Annotated in this window: 19 protein-coding genes; 5 read left to right on the forward strand and 14 right to left on the reverse strand. The window is 65.7% G+C overall.

Annotated features, from left to right (window positions below):
• Positions 1-122: 122 nt before the first annotated feature.
• Complete coding sequence (locus FJV43_RS33630) at positions 123-860, forward strand: Crp/Fnr family transcriptional regulator (protein ID WP_239623247.1); 738 nt, start codon at positions 123-125, stop codon at positions 858-860.
• Positions 861-970: 110 nt separating this feature from the next.
• On the opposite strand, the gene FJV43_RS33635 is transcribed toward FJV43_RS33630, so the two are convergent.
• The 9 genes from FJV43_RS33635 to lptF form a co-directional block, all read right to left on the reverse strand.
• The gene (locus FJV43_RS33635; RefSeq protein WP_239623248.1) at positions 971-1,690 is read right to left on the reverse strand and encodes a Crp/Fnr family transcriptional regulator; all 720 of its coding nucleotides are present in this window, start codon (positions 1,688-1,690) and stop codon (positions 971-973) included.
• A gap of 209 nt (positions 1,691-1,899) precedes the next feature.
• Entirely contained in the window at positions 1,900-2,136 is a 237-nt protein-coding gene (locus tag FJV43_RS33640; RefSeq protein WP_239623249.1) for a hypothetical protein, read from the reverse strand.
• Positions 2,137-2,211: 75 nt separating this feature from the next.
• Positions 2,212-3,270: an alcohol dehydrogenase gene (locus FJV43_RS33645; RefSeq protein WP_239623250.1), complete on the reverse strand. Its 1,059-nt coding sequence runs from the start codon at positions 3,268-3,270 to the stop codon at positions 2,212-2,214.
• A 72-nt stretch (positions 3,271-3,342) separates the two neighbouring features.
• The gene (rsmA, locus tag FJV43_RS33650; protein WP_239623251.1) at positions 3,343-4,200 is read right to left on the reverse strand and encodes a 16S rRNA (adenine(1518)-N(6)/adenine(1519)-N(6))-dimethyltransferase RsmA; all 858 of its coding nucleotides are present in this window, start codon (positions 4,198-4,200) and stop codon (positions 3,343-3,345) included.
• Positions 4,200-5,261 carry a 4-hydroxythreonine-4-phosphate dehydrogenase PdxA gene (pdxA, locus tag FJV43_RS33655; protein WP_239623252.1) on the reverse strand — a complete coding sequence of 354 codons (1,062 nt, stop codon included), beginning with the start codon at positions 5,259-5,261 and terminating at the stop codon, positions 4,200-4,202. The genes rsmA and pdxA overlap by 1 nt, the downstream gene beginning before the upstream one ends.
• Positions 5,261-6,199 (reverse strand): peptidylprolyl isomerase, encoded by a 939-nt coding sequence (locus FJV43_RS33660; protein ID WP_239623253.1) that lies wholly within the window; start codon positions 6,197-6,199, stop codon positions 5,261-5,263. Before FJV43_RS33660 ends, pdxA begins: the two co-directional genes overlap by 1 nt.
• Positions 6,200-6,260: 61 nt before the next feature.
• Positions 6,261-8,750, reverse strand: coding sequence for an LPS-assembly protein LptD (locus tag FJV43_RS33665; protein ID WP_239623254.1), 2,490 nt, complete (start codon positions 8,748-8,750; stop codon positions 6,261-6,263).
• Positions 8,750-9,847, reverse strand: coding sequence for an LPS export ABC transporter permease LptG (lptG, locus tag FJV43_RS33670; protein ID WP_028178692.1), 1,098 nt, complete (start codon positions 9,845-9,847; stop codon positions 8,750-8,752). Before lptG ends, FJV43_RS33665 begins: the two co-directional genes overlap by 1 nt.
• A complete protein-coding gene (lptF, locus tag FJV43_RS33675; protein ID WP_239623255.1) occupies positions 9,844-11,013 on the reverse strand; it encodes an LPS export ABC transporter permease LptF in 1,170 nt (389 codons plus the stop codon). The genes lptG and lptF overlap by 4 nt, the downstream gene beginning before the upstream one ends.
• Positions 11,014-11,351: 338 nt before the next feature.
• On the opposite strand from lptF, the gene FJV43_RS33680 reads away from it, so the two are divergent.
• From FJV43_RS33680 to FJV43_RS33690, 3 genes are all read left to right on the forward strand, one after another.
• Entirely contained in the window at positions 11,352-12,851 is a 1,500-nt protein-coding gene (locus tag FJV43_RS33680; protein WP_239623256.1) for a leucyl aminopeptidase, read from the forward strand.
• Between the two features lie 6 nt (positions 12,852-12,857).
• Entirely contained in the window at positions 12,858-13,310 is a 453-nt protein-coding gene (locus tag FJV43_RS33685) for a DNA polymerase III subunit chi (protein ID WP_239623257.1), read from the forward strand.
• A gap of 165 nt (positions 13,311-13,475) precedes the next feature.
• Entirely contained in the window at positions 13,476-13,964 is a 489-nt protein-coding gene (locus FJV43_RS33690; protein ID WP_239629729.1) for a hypothetical protein, read from the forward strand.
• A 22-nt stretch (positions 13,965-13,986) separates the two neighbouring features.
• On the opposite strand, the gene FJV43_RS33695 is transcribed toward FJV43_RS33690, so the two are convergent.
• Positions 13,987-14,955, reverse strand: coding sequence for a tripartite tricarboxylate transporter substrate binding protein (locus tag FJV43_RS33695; protein WP_239623258.1), 969 nt, complete (start codon positions 14,953-14,955; stop codon positions 13,987-13,989).
• Between the two features lie 100 nt (positions 14,956-15,055).
• Entirely contained in the window at positions 15,056-16,177 is a 1,122-nt protein-coding gene (locus tag FJV43_RS33700) for a helix-turn-helix transcriptional regulator (protein ID WP_239623259.1), read from the reverse strand.
• Between the two features lie 235 nt (positions 16,178-16,412).
• Here FJV43_RS33700 and FJV43_RS33705 point away from each other — a divergent pair, with 235 nt between their 5' ends.
• Positions 16,413-17,378 carry a tripartite tricarboxylate transporter substrate-binding protein gene (locus tag FJV43_RS33705; RefSeq protein WP_239623260.1) on the forward strand — a complete coding sequence of 322 codons (966 nt, stop codon included), beginning with the start codon at positions 16,413-16,415 and terminating at the stop codon, positions 17,376-17,378.
• Positions 17,379-17,530: 152 nt separating this feature from the next.
• On the opposite strand, the gene FJV43_RS33710 is transcribed toward FJV43_RS33705, so the two are convergent.
• The 3 genes from FJV43_RS33710 to FJV43_RS33720 form a co-directional block, all read right to left on the reverse strand.
• Positions 17,531-19,393 (reverse strand): ABC-F family ATP-binding cassette domain-containing protein, encoded by a 1,863-nt coding sequence (locus FJV43_RS33710; RefSeq protein WP_239623261.1) that lies wholly within the window; start codon positions 19,391-19,393, stop codon positions 17,531-17,533.
• A gap of 46 nt (positions 19,394-19,439) precedes the next feature.
• Entirely contained in the window at positions 19,440-19,613 is a 174-nt protein-coding gene (locus FJV43_RS33715) for a hypothetical protein (RefSeq protein ID WP_239623262.1), read from the reverse strand.
• Positions 19,614-19,825: 212 nt separating this feature from the next.
• Positions 19,826-20,080 carry a hypothetical protein gene (locus FJV43_RS33720; protein WP_028178706.1) on the reverse strand — a complete coding sequence of 85 codons (255 nt, stop codon included), beginning with the start codon at positions 20,078-20,080 and terminating at the stop codon, positions 19,826-19,828.
• Between the last annotated feature and the right edge of the window lie 114 nt (positions 20,081-20,194).

Here is a 20,194-nt window from a genome sequence, read left to right on the forward strand (position 1 = left end):
TTGGATGCGACTTGGTACGGTGGCAAACCGGTCAGCAACCTGTGCTCTCGACTCGCGTTCTAATCCGCTGAATGCAAGCCGGACGTATCATTTGATAGAACCGGCGCGATTTTTGGCGGCCCATGGAAAAAGCCCACGACGTACTGATCCGGAACCTTTCCGAGCATACCGCGCTGGAAGCGGAGGACATCGCGGAAATCCGGGCGCTCACCTTCACGCTGCGCGATTTGGAGCCCAACGAGGATTTCATCCGTCAGGGCGACGAACCCGAACATTCGGTGCTGGTCGTCTCCGGCATGGTCGCGCGCTACCACCTGCTCGGGAGCGGGCGGCGGCAGTACCTGGCGTTCCATCTCACCGGCGACCTTCCGGATGCGCAGGGGCTGTTCATCGACCAGATGGACCACGGATTGAGCGCGCTGGGGGCGGCCACAGCCGCCTTCATCCCGCATCGCGAATTGTTCATCGCCTTCCGGCGGCGGCCAACCTTTGCGCTGGCCGTCTGGCGCGAGACGCTGCTCGACGCCGCGATCTTTCGCGAGGCCATCACCAACAACAGCGCCCGGCCGATGCAGGCGCGCATGGCACACCTGTTTTGCGAGCTGTTCTACCGCGCCCGCGCGGCGCAGCTGGTCCGCGGCAATCGCTGCCGCGTGCCGATCAGCCTGGCCCAGCTCGGCGAGACGCTGGGCATGGCGATCGCGACGGTGAACCGGACGCTCGCCGACCTCAGGCGGAGCGGCGTCATGGATCTGCGCGAGGGGGAGCTGATCGTGCTGAAATGGCGCGAGCTGCAGCGGCTCGGAGATTTCAGTCCGGTCTATCTGCACCTCAAGCGGCAGGCGCCGCCGCTTGCGTGAGACGGAGGCACTAAAGCGCGATGCGATCAGGATGAATCGTCATCGCGCTTTAGGTTGTTGTTCAAGCTGATCTTTTCGGAAAACCGCTGCGCACTTTTCCGGATCATGCTTTAGCCCTCGGCGGCTGCCGCTGCGCCCCGCACCTCGTCGAAATACTTGTTCACCCAGTTGTTGCAACAGCAGGCTCTTGCTTCGAGTGCCGATGCGTCGAGGATCAGGATGGCGCCGCGGCGGGTCGCGAGGATGCGCCTCGCCTTGAACATCTGGATGACACGGCTGGCATAGCTGCGGGAGACGCCCAGCATGCCGGCGAGCTGCTCGTGGGTGAGAGGGATCTCCGCTCCGCCGATATGTTCCTGCGCGGAGATGATCCACTTGGCGGCGCGCTGCTCGATCGAATGCGCAGCGTTGCAGGCCGCGGTCTGCAGCAGCTGCGCGAACTGGCAGTCGGCATAGCGCAAGAGGACCTCCTGGAGCGTGGCCGACCTCTGCTGCGCCTGCTCGAGCGCGCGCAGCGGCAGCCGGACCAGGGTGCCGCCGAGCTTCACGACGATGCGCGAATAGGCGAGCGAAGGCGTGCGGCCGGGGGCAATGCCCACCGCACCCTCACGTCCCACCAGCAGGCTTTCGACCTCGCGATCGTCCTCGACCGGCACCGCGAAGGACACGAGCGCGGGACCGCAGGGGAAATGAACCGCTGCGACGTCGTCGCCGGCGTGATGCAGGATGTGGCTCGCCTCGAGTTCGACCGGCTGGAGGTGAGGCGCGAGCAGTTCGAAGTCCTGGTGATTGAGCTGCCGGAGCAGATCGTTCTGGGGCCGACCGGTCACAATGTGTTCTCTTGGCGGGCCGGGAATCGGCGCCAGCGGGAAACCTACTTTTCCGCGACGGAACCGACGGTTCCAAAGTGCACACAACGGATGTTCAGACGCTGAAAAAGGACGCCTTCAGCTTCCGGGATTTTCGGCCTTGCCCGACGGACCCACCGTCCTCGATCCCGCCCGAACGCCGCCCGGTCGGCGCGGGAGGCGATGATCCTTTATCTGAAGTGCGCTTCGCAGTCCCGCGAAGATCGGCTTAGCGCGGCGTGCGCGCGGTAGGCATCGATCGCCTTGTTCGCCAGCATCAACTGCCGGCGCTCCCCAGTCCTGAGCTGCGCCTCGATGGCGTCGAGCAGGAAGTTCGCGCTCTCGTCCGGCGGACCGAGCTCACCGCTCGTCTCCAGGCAGCTCCAGGCGATGAAGAACGCGCTTTCGACGGTGCAGCGAATGGACATGCGCAGCCAACGCGGCCGGGCCGAAGGCGTTCCGTGCGGCGGGCGAGACTTCGGTCAGGCCCGCCGCCGAGTGAGTCAGTTCTTCAGCACGATGCGGCCGACGACCTTGCCGGCACGCAATTCGTCGATCCATTTCTGGACGTCGCCCATCGGCTCTTCGCGCATCGGCGTCGGCTTGATCTTGCCGGCGCGCGCCAGCGCCATCAGCTCATGGGCTTCGGCGAGCGTGCCCACCATGAAGCCCTCGATGGTCATGCGCTTGTAGACCCATTGCACCATGGGCAGCGTGAACTGGCCGCCCATCAGGCCGGAGACCACGATCTTGCCGCCGCGCGCGGCGACCGCCACCGCGAACGCCATCGACTTCTCGTTGCCGGCGAAATCCACGATCTCGTCGAAGCCGCCCTCGGTCTCCTTGAGGATCCGCTTGATGACGTCAGGCTCGGCCGGGTCATAGGCAAAGGTCGCGCCGTTCTTGAGCGCGGTCTCGCGCGCGGCCGGCGAGAGGTCGGCGACCGTGATCGGCTGCTTGAACATCGCCTGCGCGAACGACAGGCCCATCATGCCGACGCCGCCGAGGCCGATCAGCAGCAGGTTGCGCTGGCGCGGACGGTCGACCAGGCGCTTGAGCGCGCCGTAGGCGGTGACGCCGGAGCACATCAAGGTCGCGGCCTGGTTGACGGGAAGGGGATCGTAGTCGAGCAGATATTTGGCGTCGGGCACCAGCACGTGGGTGGCGAAGCCGCCGTCGATGGAGACGCCGAGGAAGCGCTGCTTGACGCAGAGGTTCTCGTCGCCGTTCTGGCAATCGCGGCACTGGCCGCAGCCGATCCACGGGAAGACGGCTTTCCTGGCGCCGACGAGGCTGGCGGCGACGTCCGGGCCGACTTCGTCGACGACGCCGGCGATCTCGTGGCCGAGCGTGAAGGGCAGCGTCATGCCGCGCGTGGTGTCGAGCTTCTTGCCGCCGCCGAGATCGGCATAGCCGTCCTGGATGTGCAGGTCGGAATGGCAGAGGCCGCAGCGCTCGATGCGCACCAGCACCTCGCGGCCTTGCGGCTTGGGCGTGTCCACGATGGTCTCGCACAGCGGCGCATCGAACTTGACCAGGGATTGCCGACGCATCAACGCCATATTCCTTCCTCCGAAATTAGCTCGTTGTTCGAGCATGACCTGTTTCGGAAAACCGCTTCACGCGTTTCCGGATCATGCCGCTTCGCTGCGTATATCGGCCAATTCGCGCGCCATGGCAACAAAGCCCGGAATCGGAATGGTCTCGGCGCGCCGCGTTGCATCGACGCCGGCTGCGCTCGCAAGCCGCGCGGGATCGACGCCGAGCGACTTCAGGCTTTGCCGCAGCATCTTGCGGCGCTGGCCGAAGGCTGCGGCGGCGACCTGCTCGAGCAGCCTGCGATCGCAGGGCAAAGGCTCCGGGCGCGGCACCAGGCGCACGACCGAGGAGGTGACCTTCGGCGGCGGCACGAAGGCGGACGGCGCAATGTCGAACAGGATCTTGGTCTCGCAGCGCCAGTTGGCGAGCACGCCGAGCCGGCCATAAGCCTCCTCGTCCTCGCGCGCCACGATGCGCTCGCCGACCTCGCGCTGGAACATCAGGACCATCATCTCGTACCAGGGCGGCCAGGGCTCGATAGTGAGCCAGTTGATGAGAAGCTGGGTCGCGATGTTGTAGGGCAGGTTGGCGACGATTTTGGCGCGTTCGCCTGAGAGCAGCGGGCGCGGATCGAACGTCATGGCGTCGCCATGCACGATCTCGAGCCGGCCGGGATAGCGCGCCGAAATATCCTGCAGGGCGGGGATCGCGCGCTCGTCATGCTCGATGGCGATGACGCGCCGGGCGCCGAGCGCGAGGAGCGCCCGCGTCAGCCCACCCGGGCCGGGGCCGATCTCGACGATGGTCGCCTCGTCCAGGGGCGCGGCCGCGCGCGCGATGCGCGCGGTCAGATTGAGGTCGAGCAGGAAGTTCTGGCCGAGCGATTTCCTGGCCGACAGCGCGTGCTGGCGAATGACCTCGCGCAGCGGCGGGAGGTCGTCGATCGCGCCCATCAGCTGATGGAAGCGGCCATGCGGCGCGCAAGCTTGAGCGCGGCGATCAGGCTCGCCGGATTGGCCTTGGCCGTGCCGGCGATGTCGAAGGCAGTGCCGTGATCGGGCGAGGTGCGGATGAAGGGCAGGCCGAGGGTGACGTTGACGGCATCGTCGAAGGCGACCGTCTTGATCGGGATCAGCGCCTGGTCGTGATACATGCAGACCGCACAGTCATAGGTCTGTCGCGCCGCCTCGTGGAACATGGTGTCGGCGGGCAGCGGGCCCCTGGCTTCGATGCCCTCGTTGCGCAGCACTTTCAGCGCCGGGGCGATGACGGTCTGCTCCTCATGGCCGAGCGATCCGTCTTCGCCGGCATGCGGATTGAGGCCGGAGACCGCGATGCGCGGCTTTGCGATGCCGAAGCGGGATTTCAGTTCGGTGGCGACGATGCGGACGGTCGAGACGATCAGGGTGCTGGTGAGCTCTCCCAGCGCATCGCGCATCGAGACGTGGATGGTCACGGGCACCACGGCGAGCTGTGGCGACCACAGCATCATCACCGGCTGCGGCACGCGGCCGTTTTCCGCGGCAAGCTCGGCGAGGAATTCGGTGTGGCCGGGATGGCGGAAGCCGGCGCGGTAGAGCACGCTCTTGGCGATCGGGTTGGTGACGACGGCGCCGGCACGACCTGCGCGCACGTCAATGACCGCCTGACGGATCGAGGCGAGCGCGGCCGGCGCGCTGGATGCGTCGGGCTTGCCGGGCTCGGCGGTCGCGCGCTCGCCGGTCGCGACCACGGGCAGGGCATCAGTGAAGGCGGAAGCGGCCTCACTGGGGCTCACCGCGGCAATCCTGATATCGGCGCCGAGCGCCTTGGCGCGCCGCGCGATCAGCGCCTCGTCGCCGAGCAGGTAGAAGGCGGGCAGGTTCAGCTCACGGCGCCTGAGCCAGGCCGCGATCGTGATGTCGGGGCCGATGCCGGCGGGCTCTCCCAGGGTCAGGGCAAGGGGTTTGGCTGCGGACTTGGCTGCGGACTTGGCTGCGGATTTGGCGGAAGGCTCTAGGAGGGACTTGGCCATCAGCGGTTGCGATATTCGATCATCGCGGCCTTGCGGAGCTCATCGAGATAGGCCTTCTGGGTCTTCTCGTACTTCTCCTGGTACATCTTCTCGCGGACCTCGCGCTTCTTCGGCGTGTCGATCATGGTCGGCTTGCGCGAGCACAGCACGACCATCTCGATGCCCGCCTTGGTCACCTCGGGCGCGGTCAGGTGGCCGATCGGGGTGTCGTCGAGCACCTTGCGCAGCGGTTCGGGCAGCTCCGCTGTGGTCTTGGTGACGGCGTCGCGGATGGTGGCGTTCGGCGTCGAGCGGAACAGCGAATTGGCTTCCTCGCAGCTGCCGACGCGCGCGCGATAGGTCTCGGCTTCCTTCTTCCGCGTTTCCAGGAACGCAGGGGACGAGCCGCGGGGCACGATCAGCACGATCGGCTGCATCTTGTATTCGGTGCCCTCGACCTGGAGCTTCTCGCCGGTCTGGGCCTGCACGGCCTGCGCGACGTCGCGCTCGCCGACCTGGAGGCGCTCCTTGTAGCGGCCGCGCACCAGGCTGGTCCAGACCATCTCGGCCTTCATGCGGCCCTTCAGGGTCTCGGGTCGGACGCCCTTGGATTCGAGGGACTTGGTGAGCTGATCCGGCGTGATGCGCATGCGCTGCGCCATGCCTTCATAGGACTGGTTGATGTCGGAGACGCCGGGGTCGACACCGTACTTCCTGCCCTCCTTGAGCTTCACCCTGTCGTCGATCAGCTCGTTGATGACCTCCTGCCGGCTCGGGGTCTTCTGCGTCGTCAGCTGGTCCAGCTTGGAGCGCTGCTCGATGTCGAAATCGGTGATCGGATCGCCGTTGACCATGACGACGATGTTCTGCGCGCGCGACGGCGAGGGCAGGGCAGTCAGCAGCACCAGGCCAGCACCGAGGGCGAGAAGGAGGCGGAAGACAGGAAATGGGGTCGTCATGATGTCGCTCGCATGTCAACCGCGTCGTGATGGGGCAAACGCGGCCGGCACTTCAAACCGTTCACTGGAGGCCGGAGGAACTGCTGGTCGTCGACGAGTTCGCCAGCGTGCGCAGGCCGATTTGGAACATGAACGCGTGGCTCAGCACGGGCGGTGCGGTGCCCGCGGAATAGCTATACGAAGTTACGTAGTTCGCCGCCAGCACGAAGCAATCGTCGACATAGCCGGCCCCGACCACATACTGGTTGAGCTTATTGGCCTCGAGGTCCCAGCGCGCCGACCCCGACACCACCCAGTTGGTCGCGATCTTCAGCGAGCCTGTGGTCAGGATACCCTCGCGGCGGGTCAGATAGCCGAGCTCCGGCTGGGCCGCGTAGTTTCCGTACAGCATGCTGACCGACCAGCGATTGAAGTTGGCGCGGCCTTCCGCCTCGAAGCGCTGCACGTTCCAGGTCTGCTCGTCCATGCGGGAGCGGACGCTGAACGTGTAGGTGCTGTTGGGCGAATAGCTTGCGCTCGCGACGTAATCGGACCGCGGCTTGTCGAGGCCGGAATCGAGGCCGGTATTGATGGTGTCCTGGACCGCGAAGGAGTTCAGGCCGAACAGCTGGTAGGACTGGCCGAACAGCACCTTGACGGCGCCGCCCTGGTCGAACTGCGTGGTGGACTGCACGCCGACATTGGCACGGCCGCCGCCCTCGACGCGGTCGTAGCCGGAGAACTTGTCCACGCTGAACAGGTTCGAGGTGTCGAACACCATGCTCTGGGCGTCCTCGTTCGGCAGCTTGCCGGCATAGGTCTCGTTCGGGCGGATGATGATCTGCGCGATCGGCTCGATGGTGGTCGAGCCCCAGGGCTGGATGTTGATGAACGGATAACGGTACTCCAAGCCTACGGTCGGCATCAGGCGGAACGCCTGGGTGTCGCCGACGGGCAGGTAGTTCGACACGCCGGGCTGGTTGGAGACCGAGGAGTTGATCGCGTCGGCGCGCAGGCTGGCGAACGGCGTCCAGATCTGGCCGAGCGGATCGGTGAAGGATTTGCGCCACTGCGCCTCCGCCGTGAGGCGGGTGTAAGTGCCGGGGAAGCCGCGCAGCAGGCACTGCGAGGGCGTACGGGCCAGCGGATCGGCCGACGCCGTGGTGCACAGGCTGCTGGTGTTGGCGACCGTCGTGATCGGATCGAACACCGCCTCGTCACGCGACAGGTTCACGAAATTGGTCTTGTAGCTGAACTCGCCGCCGAACACGGGATAGTTGAGCACGTTGGAGTAGTCGATCACCGGATAGACGATCGGCACCTGGCTCTGGTTGCCCGAATAGCTCAGCCAGTACATCGTGCGCGCATCGAAGAAGCTGCGGTTGCCGACGCCGGTCAAATAGAGCTGCGACAGCGCTTCCGTCGGCAGCAGCAGGAACGAGCCGAGCGGGTCGCGGTACTGATAGAGCCGGTAGTCCGAGAAGAAATAATAGTCGGACATCAGGACGCCGTCCCAGCCCCAGACCCATTTGTCGTTCAATGCGAACTGACCCTTGGTGTCGATGGCGCCGCGGAAGTCGCGGTCGCCGGGCTGCCCGGCAAACGCTCCGGGATCGAGCTGGTTGATGCCGTACGCGCGGATCTGGTAGGCGCCGTCGATCAGGCGCTGTCGGAATTCGCCCTGCAGCAGCACGCCTTGCCGCGACAGGATGCGCGGGGTGAAGGTTGCGTCCATGTCGGGCGCGATCGCCCAATAATAGGGAACCTCGACGCCATAGCCCGTGTTGTCCGTGCCGGAAATATAACCCGGTATCAGGAAGCCGCTCTTCCGCTTCACGGTCGGGTCGGGCGTCGAGAAATAGGGCATGTAGGCGAGCGGCACGCCGAAGAATTCGAGCTGTGCTGTCTCGAAATACAGCATCTTCTCCTGCTGGTCGTGGATGATGCGCGCACCCTTGACCTGCCACAATGGCGGCTTCTTCGGATCGTCCTTGCACGGCGCGCAGGCGGTGTAGACGCCGTTCTCAAACACCGTGTAGTTGCCGCTGGAGCGGTCGGCGCGGCTCGCGGCCATGCGGGTCTGGTCGGCCGTGTCCACGCGCAGCGAATCGACGAAGCCGTCGCGGTAATCGTCGGAGAGATCCAAGATCTCGGCATAGGTGATCTTGCCGTCGGCATCCGTCATGCGGATGTTGCCTTCGGCATGAAGCCGCTTGGTCTTCTGGTCGTAGATGACCCTGTCGGCCTCGACGCTGGTGCCGTTGTAGAACAGCTGGACGTTACCGACCGCGGAGACGCGCGAGTTGTTGTAGTCGTAGTCGACCTCGGTCGCCTGAACCAGCATCTGGTTGTCGTTGGCGACCCTCGGCGGCTTCGGACGCGGCGGCAGCGGATTGTAGGTGAAGCTCTGGGCGTTGGCCGGCGCCACGGTGGCAGCGCCGATCAGCCCGCCGAGCGAGGCGGCAGCGGCGACAGCGAGCAGGAGCCTGCGAATGGACCAGCCGCACCCGTCCGCACGCACCAACGTGCGCCGCGTCAAACGAGACACGAGCCCTCGGTGGACGGCAGTCACTATCCGTCCTCCTGATAGAGCAAGGCCAAAAAGCCGGTGAGGCCGCCCACCACAACGGGCAACCACGCCGCAGCGATCGGATGCATCAACTCAGCCTTGCTCAAATCCTCAGTTACTTTCGACAGAACGTAGAGCAGAAAGCCTGCGCCCACGCCACTCAAAACCATCTTCTGCACGCCGCCCATCCGGAAGAAGCGCAACGACACGGAGGCCGCGAGCATCACCATGGCCGCAAGCAAAAACGGCTGTGCCAGAAGCTTCTGATACTGGAGTCGGTAACCGGCTGTCGCGAAGCCCGAGCTTTCGGAGGAGCGGATGTAGCTCGGTAGTTGCCAAAAAGACACAGTCTCGGGTGTGGAAAAGCTGTTGCGGACCTGCGCCTCGGTCAGCGTGGTGGGAATCTCCAGGCTGGCCTGCTCGATCGGCGGCGCGTCCAGTGAGAAGCGGCGGACGCCCTTGAACAGCCAACGGCCGGCCTCGAGCGTCGCCTCGCGCGCCTCGACCCGTTCCTTGAAGTGCTGGTCCGGGTCAAACCGGAACAGCGTGAGCCCCGTGAGCCGGATGCCCTGCTGCTCGCTCCGCGCCGCATTGATGATCGTCTGGCCGTCGCTGGTCACCTGATTGAGCCAGAAGCCGGAGGCATCCTGGATGCCGCCGCCGGGCGCCGAGCCGAACAGCTCGGCTTCCATGCGCTTGGAGGCTTCGCGTAAATTGGCCGACATCGGATTGTAGGCGACGGTGGCGATCACCCCGATCAAGAGCGCGCTGCCGAGCGCCGGCGAGATGAACTGCCATGCGGAGATGCCGGCGGCGCGCGCCACCACGAGCTCGAGCCGGCGGGAGAGGGCGAGATAGCAGGTCATGGCGCCGATCAGCATGCAAAACGGCGTCAGCTTCTCCAGCAGCTGCGGCACCCGGAACAGCGAGGTCTCGGCCACCATGATCGCGGAGGCGGAGGCGAGGCCCGAAGTCTTGCGCACCATCTCGATGTAGTCGACCAGTACCAGCAGCAGGAAGATGCTGGCGAACACGCCAAGCGCCGCCACCACGAAGCGGCCGGCGAAATAGCGCCCGAGTGTGTTGGTGAGCATGCTCATGCGGCGGCCGGGCGTCCGAACAGCCGCGCGATCCGTGCGTTCGACCTGTTGATGGCCTCCATCAGGCCAGGGGGCGGCTCGACCACGAGGCCGCCGATAATCATCCACATCCCGACGCCGATGGCGCCCATGACCATCGCGTATTGGGCCAGCACCGCGCCCGGAGATTTCACCGCCATCACCGAGCAGGCGAAGCCGGCCATCCGCAGGCCGAACACCGCGATGATCGAGGAGCCGATCGAGAAATTGCGGCTCTGGCGGGTGGTGCGAGGCGCGCCCAGGAAGGCGAAGGTCAATACCGCAAAGGCGAAGGGGTAGACCGGCGCCAGGATGCTGTCGTGCAGGGCCGAGCGGAACTGGCCGGGAATCTGCTTGTAGACTGGATCGTCCTCGGACGGCGAGAACAGCTCCCAGAGATACCGTTCGCGGATGCCGAGGGTGACGTCGCGGCCCTGACCCGAGAACTTCGACATGTCGAAGCCGTAGCGGCCGAAGGCCACCAGCGCGGGATCGCGCTTGCCTGCCTCGAAGCGCTGGAGATTGCCGGTCTCCAGCACCAGGAACGAGCCGGTTTCGTTCTTCACGACCTCGCCATGCTCGGCCACGATCGAGACGCGCTCGTTGGGATCGCGGCGGTCGTCGATGAAGATGCCGGCGAGGATGCCGCCGGGCAGGCGCTCGCGGATCCGGATCGTCAGGTTCTTGTCGAGCTGGGCGAAGCGGCCGGGCTGGAGGATGTTGGTGAGCACGTCCGCGGTGATCTCGGCGTCCCATTGCTTGATCCGCCGCATGCCGTCGGGGGCGAGATAGGCCGCGATGAAGGCAACCAGCAGCGCCACCACGCAGGTGGCATAGAAGAACGGATAGAACAGCCGGAACGGCGAGAAGCCGGCGGCATTCATCACGATGATCTCGGAATCGGTCGCGAGCTTGTTCAGCGTGTGCGAGATCGCGATCATCAGCGCGATCGGCGAGATGATCAGGACCAGGGCCGGGATGACCAGGCTGGTGATGCCGAGGAAGGTGAGGATGGTCTGACCCTGGCTCGTCATCAGGTCGATGCCGCGCAACGCCTGCGTAATCCAGATCACGCCGGTGAGGCTGACCAGGACGAGCGCAAACGACGCCAGCGTCGTGCGGAAAATATACCTATCGATCGACCCCATGCGCTACCGCACGAATCCCCATCAGCCCCGATGTCGACCAGAATTCCGGCTGTCCAACCAATCCCCGATCAGGGGATCCCCAAGGTTGGCCATCAGCTCTTCCGGTGGTTCACTTTCTCACTACCATCCCTTTGATCCGTCAACAAAATGGCTGCCCCGTGGCACCTTCAATATATGGTTAATATTTCGCAGGTTGTGGCCGGGCGGCCACGGCGGCGCTTGGCATGGGGCGGGCCGCTGGCCCATAGTAGGGCAAGCCTCAGTGAATCGCCGTTCAGCTTCGGCTGGGGCCGGCACCGCCGAACGGCGAAAAGTTACATGCATTAAAGGAGTTATCTATGTCCGATGCCATCAAGGTCGGCTTTGTCCCCTTGTCTGCCGCCCCCCGTGGCATCCTTGTGGTGTTCTGCGATGACGACCTGAAGCTCGGCCCGGCGACGGCCAAGGCACTGGGCGGCGCTGTCGAACTTGTGAAGCGCGCGGCCGCCGCCGCTGCCTTCAGAGGTAAGAGCGCGGCCGCGCTGGACATCCTGGCGCCGGAGGGCGTGAAGGCGACCCGGCTGATCGTGATCGGCGCCGGCAAGGCGACCGGCCTGAAGGCGAACGATTTCCTCAAATTCGGCGGGGTGGCAGCGAGCAAGCTGCCCTCCGGCACCAGCGCCATGACCATCATGGCGGAGCTGCCCGGCGGCGCGATGACGAGCGAGCAGGCGGTGGCGATCGCCTCGGGCCTTCGCTTACGCACCTACAAGTTCGACCGCTACAAGACGAAGAAGAAGGAGGGCGAGGAGGGCGGCTCGCGCGCCGACATCTCGCTTGCGGTGGGCGATGCCGGTGCTGCGAAAAAGGCGTTTGCCTCGGCCGCCCACGTCATCGACGGCGTGATCATCGCGCGCGACCTCGTCAACGAGCCGCCGAACGTGCTTTTCCCCGAGGAGTTCGCGCGCCGCGCCGGTCAGCTCCGCAAGCTTGGCGTCAAGGTCGAGGTGCTCGACGTCAAGGCGATGCAGAAGCTCGGCATGGGTGCGCTGCTCGGCGTCGGCCAGGGCTCGGCGCGGCCGAGCCGCACCGTGATCATGCGCTGGGACGGCGGCAAGAAAGGCGAGGCGCCGGTCGCTTTTGTCGGCAAGGGCGTCTGTTTCGACACCGGCGGCATCTCGATCAAGCCGGCCGGCAGCATGGAGGACATGAAGGGCGACATGGGCGGCGCGGCCTGCGTCGTGGGCCTGATGCATGCGCTCGCTGCGCGTAAAGCCAAGGTCAACGTGGTCGGCGCCATCGGCCTCGTCGAGAACATGCCCGACGGCAACGCCCAGCGGCCGGGCGACATCGTGACCTCGATGTCCGGTCAGACCATCGAGATCATCAATACCGACGCGGAGGGCCGCCTCGTGCTCGCCGACGTGCTCTGGTACGTTGCCAAGAAGGCGAAGCCCAAATTCATGGTGGACCTGGCGACGCTGACCGGCGCGATCATGGTGGCGCTCGGCACCGAGCACGCCGGCATGTTCTCCAACAATGACGAACTCGCCGACCGGCTGCTCGTGGCCGGCGTCGAGAGTGGGGAGAAGGTCTGGCGGATGCCGCTCGGCCCCGAATACGACAAGCTGATCGATTCCCAGTTTGCCGACATGAAGAACACCGGCGGCCGCCATGGCGGCTCGATCACTGCGGCGCAGTTCCTCCAGCGCTTCGTCGACGGCACGCCCTGGGCGCATCTCGACATCGCAGGCACCGCCATGGGCGCGCCGAAGACCGACATCAACCAGAGCTGGGGAAGCGGCTACGGCGTCCGCCTGCTCGATCGCCTGGTCTCCGACCATTACGAGCGCAAATGATCCGAGATGACTGAAGTATTGTTCTACCATCTCCAAAACATGACGGTGGAGAATGTGTTGCCGCCGCTTCTCGAGAAATCGCTCGAGCGCGGATGGCGCGTCGTGGTGCAGTCGAGCTCGGAGGAACGCGCCGATGCGCTCGATTCGCATTTGTGGACCTATCGCGACGACTCTTTCCTGCCGCACGCGACATGGCGGGTGAACGACGTTGCCGATCAGCCGATCGTGCTGGCGATCGAGGGGGGGAATCCCAACGGTGCCAATGTCCGCTTCCTGATCGAGAATGCCGTGCTGCCGGAGGACTCGCAGGGCTACGAGCGCATGGTGCTGCTGTTCGACGGCGACGATCCGGATGCGCTTGCGCTCGCCCGCGCGGCCTGGACCGATTGCAAGGCGCGGGGATTTGATGTCACCTACTGGCAGGCCGACGACCGGGGCCGGTGGCAGAAGCGAAATTAGCGGCCGTCAGCAATTAATGATAATTTGCACTTTTCGAACGATACTGGCTTCGGCCACCTTCGTGCCGCAAAGGGATGTTGGGACAATCGTTTAGGGCTGGTCCTTCAGGCGGGGAATTGGTTTATCGTGCGACATCAAAAGCTTCCCGGCTCGCTCATGATTGCGTTGGCCGCCGTGGCACCGCTGGTCGCGGGCTGCTCAGGCGGCACTGATCTGCTGTCGAAGGACGCAGAATGGTTCCAGAAGCCGGGCCGTCTCTTCATCAAGAACATCTCGATCGAATCGCCGCCGCTCACGCCTGACAAGCCGGTGGGAGCCGAGGACCTCGTCAGCGCCGATGGCGCCTGTCCGGGCATGGCGCCGCCTCCCGGGCCCGCCGACGCCAATGCGTCGACGACGGCCCCCGCACCGATGGGCGGCACGGTCGCGCTCGGGCATACCGAGTGCGACGTGGTGCGCGGCATCGGCGCGCCTTCGAACGTCAACCTGTCCACCGACGCCATCGGCCGACGGGTCGCCGTCGTCACCTGGACCACCGGCCCGCGCGCCGGCATCTACACCTTCTCCGCCGGACGCCTGTCCTCGATCGAGGGCAATCCCGAGCCGCAGCCGGTGCCGAGGGCGGTGAAGCCGAAGAAAAAGCACGCGGCCTGAGGGCTCGGCCTTCGGCCGCCGATCACTGGATCGGCGCGATTCCCACCCGCCTGATCAGTTCAGCCCATTTCGGAGCCTCGGCCCGGATCTGGTCGCCGAACTCGCTCGGCGTACGCGTCACCGTTTCCATGCCGAGCGCCGCGAACTTCTGTCGGGCAGCCGGCGCTGCCACGGCCTTCTGGGCCTCCTCATGCAGGAGTGCGACGATCGCAGCCGGCGTTCCGGCCGGTGCCATCAAGCCGAACCAGGCGGTCGCATCAAAGCCGCGAAAGCCGAGCTCATCCAGCGTCGGCACATCGGGCGCGGCCGGTGAGCGCCGCAGCGATGTGATCGCCAGAGCGCGCACGCTGCCGTCGCGGACATGCGGCAGCACCGAGGCGATGCTGCCGAAGAACATCGTCACGCGGCCGGCAATGAGGTCGTTCAACAGCGTCGCGCTGTCGCGATACGGCACGTGCTGGAGCTTGATTCCGGCCATGGTCTGGAACAGCTCGCCGGCCAAATGGGTCGAGGTACCCGCTCCAGCCGAGGCGAAGGTGAGGGTGCCGGGGCTGCGCCGCGCCAAATCGACCAGCTCCTGGACGCTCGCCGCCGGCACGTCCCTGTTCAGGACCAGGATGTTCGGTACGACCGTGACCTGCGCCACGGGGATCAGATCGCGCACCGGATCATATGGCAGCCTGGCGTAGAGCGACGGGTTGATGACGATTGCCGCATTGCCTGCCATCAGCAGCGTGGCGCCATCCGGTGTTGACTTCGCGACGTGGTCCGCCGCGATGTTGCCACCCGCTCCGAGCATGTTCTCGATGACGACCGGCTTGCCCCACGTTGCCGCAAATTGGTCGGCGAGGATGCGGGCGGCGACGTCGGGCGCGCTTCCCGCACTGAACCCGAGTACGATCCGAATGGTCGATTGGGGATATCGCGGCTCCGAATGCAGGGGGTGGGCCAGCGACAGAAGCGAGAGCAACGCAAGCGCCAAGCGGATCATGTTCGGTCTCCTCGCGAAAAGCGGCGGATTGTCCGTCTCGGCCGATCGTCCGTCGTCACCCCCAGGGGTGATCGCAGCTCCCTTGCGGATCAGCCCAATTTCACGTCGGTGGATCGAGGGTTTGGGCGATTTGCGCAATCGACTGAACCAGCTCGGCGTGGCCACGGACGCCGGTCTTCGCATAGATCCGCTTGGCGTGAGTCTTGAGCGTGTTGCGGCTGAGGCCAAGCATGGCCGCGGCTGCCTCCATGCCGCTGGTTTGGGCCAGCGCGGCTGCCGCCCGCAACTCGGCCGCCGTCAGGCCGTGCCGGGCTGCCAGCAGCGCGCTGGCGGCATCGCGGCTTCGCGAGACGTCGCCCAGGAGCGCGATTGCTGCGGGGGATGCTCTCTTGTGGTGGGAGGGATGTGCGAACGCGCGCCCCTTCACCGGTGTCACGGTGATCCGAATCTCCCGGCCGCTCGGGTGTAACAGCCGACACGTTCCTACGGTCTCGCCGCGGAGGGTGTCCGCGAGCACGGCGCGGAGCTCGTTCGCTGAAGGGCCCGAAGGCGCGCAGCCGGCGTCGAGGCGCAGCGAGACTTCTTCGGCACGGGCCCGAGCCGCCGAGTTTGCGAACAGCACACGCTGCCCGGCATCGAACACCACGATTCCAGTCGACAACGCGTCGAGTGCGTCGCGCTCCGTCTGGGCGGCCTCCTGGTAGTCGAGCATGCGCAGCCGCAGCTCGCAGGCGCGGCGCAGATGCGGCAACAGCGAGCTCAAGATTGCGCGGTCTCGTGCGCTGAACGGTCCGCTCGTCTCGCTTCGTTCGACATTGAGCGAGACGCGGAATTCCCGACGGCTGACCACGTTGACGATCAGGCCATGCGCGAGGTTCTGCGGGCGGAGAACGTCGTCATAGAAAGCGGTTCGCTTGAGCTGCGACAGCTCGATCAGGTCATCCGTATGCACCATCTGGCCTGCCGGAAATCGGCTCGACCGCATCCACGGATTGCTGACATGATAGAGTTCGTGGCGCCGCTTGCACTCGGGGTCGATCCGGCCGAGGTTGTGGAACGTGTACAATTTGTGATCGACGCTGTAGCCGTGGATCAGCGCGGCGGCACTGTGAGTGATATCCGCGATGCCTTCCAGAGCCGCGCTCCAGAGCGAAGCGTCGAGCACGGCGTCATAGATCAGGCCGACAAGCGCCTCTCGCCTCTGTTCAAAGTCGGCCGGCATCCGCGATCCCTCCGCAAGGCGGCATTAATTTGCCGATGCGGGACCCGATCCGCAAGCAGTTGGCTCTGCCGTGGAACTTGTGAAGCCGTTCCCGCCCGCCAGACAAGACCGTGCGCCGTGGCTTCCTGCCGGCGGCGCCGATCGCAATTGCAACACTTCTGACGACGTCCGCTTTCCCGGTGGCCGCGCGGCCCGGAATGCGCTCATATGGAGCAACAAAAAATTGGAGGAAAGCATGCGCTTCACCGCGATCATCTCGGCTCTGCTTCTGTCGCTCGGCCCGGCAGTCGCCCAGGACTATCCGACGAGGCCCATCACGATGCTGGTGCCGTTCGCCGCGGGCGGGCCGACCGACACCATCGCGCGCCTGACCGCGGCAGGCATGGCGAAATCCCTGGGACAGCAGGTCATCGTCGAGAACGCGACCGGCGCCGGCGGCACCATCGGCACGACCCGCGCCGCGCGCGCTCAGCCGGACGGTTACACGCTGTTGATCCATCATGTCGGCATCTCGACTGCAGCTACGCTGTACCGCAATCTGAGCTATGACACGAAGACGGCCTTTGCGCCGATCGGGCTCGTGACCAACGCGCCGATGACCATCATCGCGCGTCCGGATTTTCCGGCCAACACGCTCAAGGAACTGGTCGCCTACGCCCAGCAGCAGGGCGACAAGCTGACCTACGCCAATGCCGGCCTTGGAGCGGCATCGCATCTCTGCGGCATGCTGTTCATGACGGCGATCCAGAAGCAGCTCACCACGGTGCCCTACAAGGGCAACGGCCCGATCATGAACGATCTGCTCGGCAAGCAGATCGATCTCACCTGCGATCAGGCGACGAACACCACCGGTCCGATCACGGCCAAGCAGGTCAAGGCCTATGCGATCACCACCAAGGAGCGGCTGAAGAGCCTGCCAGATCTGCCGACGGCCGACGAGGCCGGCCTCAAAGGCTTCGAGCTCGGCGTCTGGCACGGCATCTATGCGCCAAAGGGCACGTCGCCGGCGATCGTTCAGAAGCTGACGGTCGCGCTCCAGACCGCACTCAAGGATCCGGCGCTGATCGCCCGGTTCAACGACATCAACACCGAGCCGGTCCCGCAGGACAAGGCGACGCCCGAGGCGCTGGGCGCGATGCTGACGAGCGAGATCGACCGCTGGGCGCCGATCATCAAGGCAGCCGGGCAATACGCGGACTGAGCGATTCCGGCGCACGGTCGCCAGGCTGGAGGACGCCGACTGAGTTGGTAAAGAGTAGGCTGTGCAAAGAGTAAGTGATGGGTGTTTTAATACCCGTACTGTGCATGGGGTTGTTTTGCAGGTTTTGATGAGGTGGCCTCGCCGGGGAGGCTTTACCCCGCCGCCTCGTCAAACTGCGTGCTTGCCTCCAACCATTGCTCCTCCGCGCGCGCCAGCGCGTCGGCCGCGTTGGCGCGTGCCTTCGACAGCTGCGCGGCCTGCTTGGGATCGCGCGTGAAAATGTCGGGCAGGGCGAGAGCGATGTCGATCTTGGCGATGATGTCGGTGACGCGGGCGATCTCGGCTTCGGCTTCCGCGATGCGCTTCTTCAGCGAGCCGCGATTGTCCGACCTCACGCGTTGCGGCTTCTCGCTCGCGGCGCTGCGTTCGCGCGGGGCGGGCTCGCCGTTGCGTGTGGACAGCACCAGGCGGCGGTATTCGTCGAGGTCGCCGTCGTAATTGGTCACGGTGCGGTCGGCGACGATCCAGAGCCGATCGGCGCAGGCCTCGATCAGGTAGCGGTCGTGCGAGACCATGATGACGGCGCCGGGGAATTCGTTGATGGCTTCCGCCAGCGCGGCGCGGCTGTCGATGTCGAGATGGTTGGTCGGCTCGTCCAGGATGATCATGTTGGGGCCGAAGAAGGTCGCAAGCCCCAGCAAGAGCCGCGCCTTCTCGCCGCCCGACAATTTGCCGGCCTTGGTGTCGGCGGCCTTGCCGGAGAAGCCCATCGCGCCGGCGCGGGCGCGCACTTTCGCCTCCGGCGCATCGCCCATCAGCTTACGGACGTGATCGTAGGCGGAGGCGTCCTCGTTGAGCTCGTCGAGCTGGTGCTGCGCGAAATAGGCGATCGACAGCTTGTCCGCGCGCGTCACCTTGCCCGAGAACGGCGCGAGGCGTCCGGCGAGCAGTTTGACCAGCGTCGATTTGCCGTTGCCGTTGGCGCCGAGCAACGCGATGCGGTCGTCATTGTCGATGCGCAGGGTGACGCGGTTCAGCACGGCGTTGGCCGGATCGTAACCGACCGAGGTGTTGTCGACCGCGATGATCGGCGGCGACAGGATCTTCTCCGGCGCCGGAAAGCTGATCTCGCGTACGTCCTCGGTGACCAGCGCCGTGATCGGCTTCAGCCGCTCCAGCATCTTGACGCGCGATTGCGCCTGGCGCGCCTTGGAGGCCTTCGCCTTGAAGCGATCGACGAAGGCCTGCAGGCGCGCACGCTCGGCCTCCTGGCGCTTGACCGCCTTCGCGTCGAGCAGCTCGCGCGCAGCGCGCTGCTCCTCGAAGGAGGAATAGGTGCCCTTGTAGAGCGTGAGCTTGCCGCGCTCCAGATGCAGGATCTGGTCGACCGAGCTTTCCAGGAGGTCGCGGTCATGGCTGATCACGATCACCGTGCGCGGATAATGCGCGAGGTGATCCTCCAGCCACAGCGTGCCTTCGAGGTCGAGATAGTTGGTGGGCTCGTCGAGCAGCAGAAGGTCAGGGGCCGCGAACAGCGTGGCGGCGAGCGCGACGCGCATGCGCCAGCCGCCGGAGAATTCGGCGCAGGGGCGCAGCTGATCGGCAGCCGAGAAGCCGAGGCCGGAGAGGATCGCGGCGGCGCGGCTCGGCGCCGAATGCGCGTCGATGTCGACGAGCCGGGTCTGGATCTCGGCGATCCGGTGCGGATCGGTCGCGCTTTCGGCTTCGGCGAGCAGCGCATCGCGTTCGAGATCGGCCTTGAGCACGACCGTGATCAGGCTTTCGGGGCCGTTCGGCGCCTCCTGCGCGAGGCTGCCGATGCGCCAGCGCGGTGGAAGGGTCACCGAGCCGTGCTCGGCCGCGAGCTCTCCGCGGATCACCTTGAACAGCGTCGACTTGCCGGTGCCGTTGCGCCCGACCAAGCCGACGCGTGATCCGGGCGTGATCTGCACGGAACTCTGGTCGATCAAAAGGCGTCCGGCGAGACGGATGGAGAGATCGGTGATGGACAGCATGCGGCCTTGTCACCGCAAGGCGCGTCGAACGCAACTCGTTTTTCCGTCAGTGCGGCTCCCGCTCGCGCTGCCTCAATTCGTTGAGGAGCTGCTCGAGATGGGTCGGGAGGCGAGGCTCGGGGCGGAGGCTCTGCTGCAGCCGCTCGCCCACGGCATCGCAAATCGAGCGACTGGTCCGCCGGTCGATCTGTTCGCTGTCATTGGCAAGGAGGCTAGCCATCACAGGGTTCCGTGCTCTTAAAGTAAGGACACGGTACCAAGTCATTGCCGCCCAAATAGTTTCGCCGGCGGCGGGCGATGCCGGGCATTCTCGTAAAAATTGTATGAACCAAGCCTTTTCCGCTCAAGGCAAAGCCCCGGCGAGGGGGCGCCGGGGCTTCTCCTGGAAGGTACCTGGGGGGCTTGGGTACCCTCGGGAAGGTGCTGACGGGCTCAGTAGCAGCGGTTGATCAGCCGCCAGCGGGGTCCCCAGGGGGTCGGGACCAGCCGGCGCACATAGCAGCCGCCATAGCCGTAGGAGACGGGGCCGCCGGCGTAGAAGCGCGGTCCGCCCCAGCCGTGGCCGTGGTGCCAGCCGCCGCCGTGCCAGCCCCGGCCGCCGTGCCAGTGCGCGGAGGCCGAGGTCGGTGCCAGCGCGGCACCCAGCGCGACCGCGGCGACGGCGGCAAGCGAAAGTTTCCTCCACATGATGATCTCCTAAAGACTGCCGGCGCGGGGCTATCGCGTCGATGGAAAGGCCGCCGAAACGATCCGCCTGGTGATCAGGCTTCGGTTTCGATGGGCCTGACCTTACGCCGGTGA

The organism is Bradyrhizobium sp. I71 (assembly GCF_022354745.1).
In the GTDB taxonomy this organism is placed as follows: domain Bacteria; phylum Pseudomonadota; class Alphaproteobacteria; order Rhizobiales; family Xanthobacteraceae; genus Bradyrhizobium; species Bradyrhizobium liaoningense.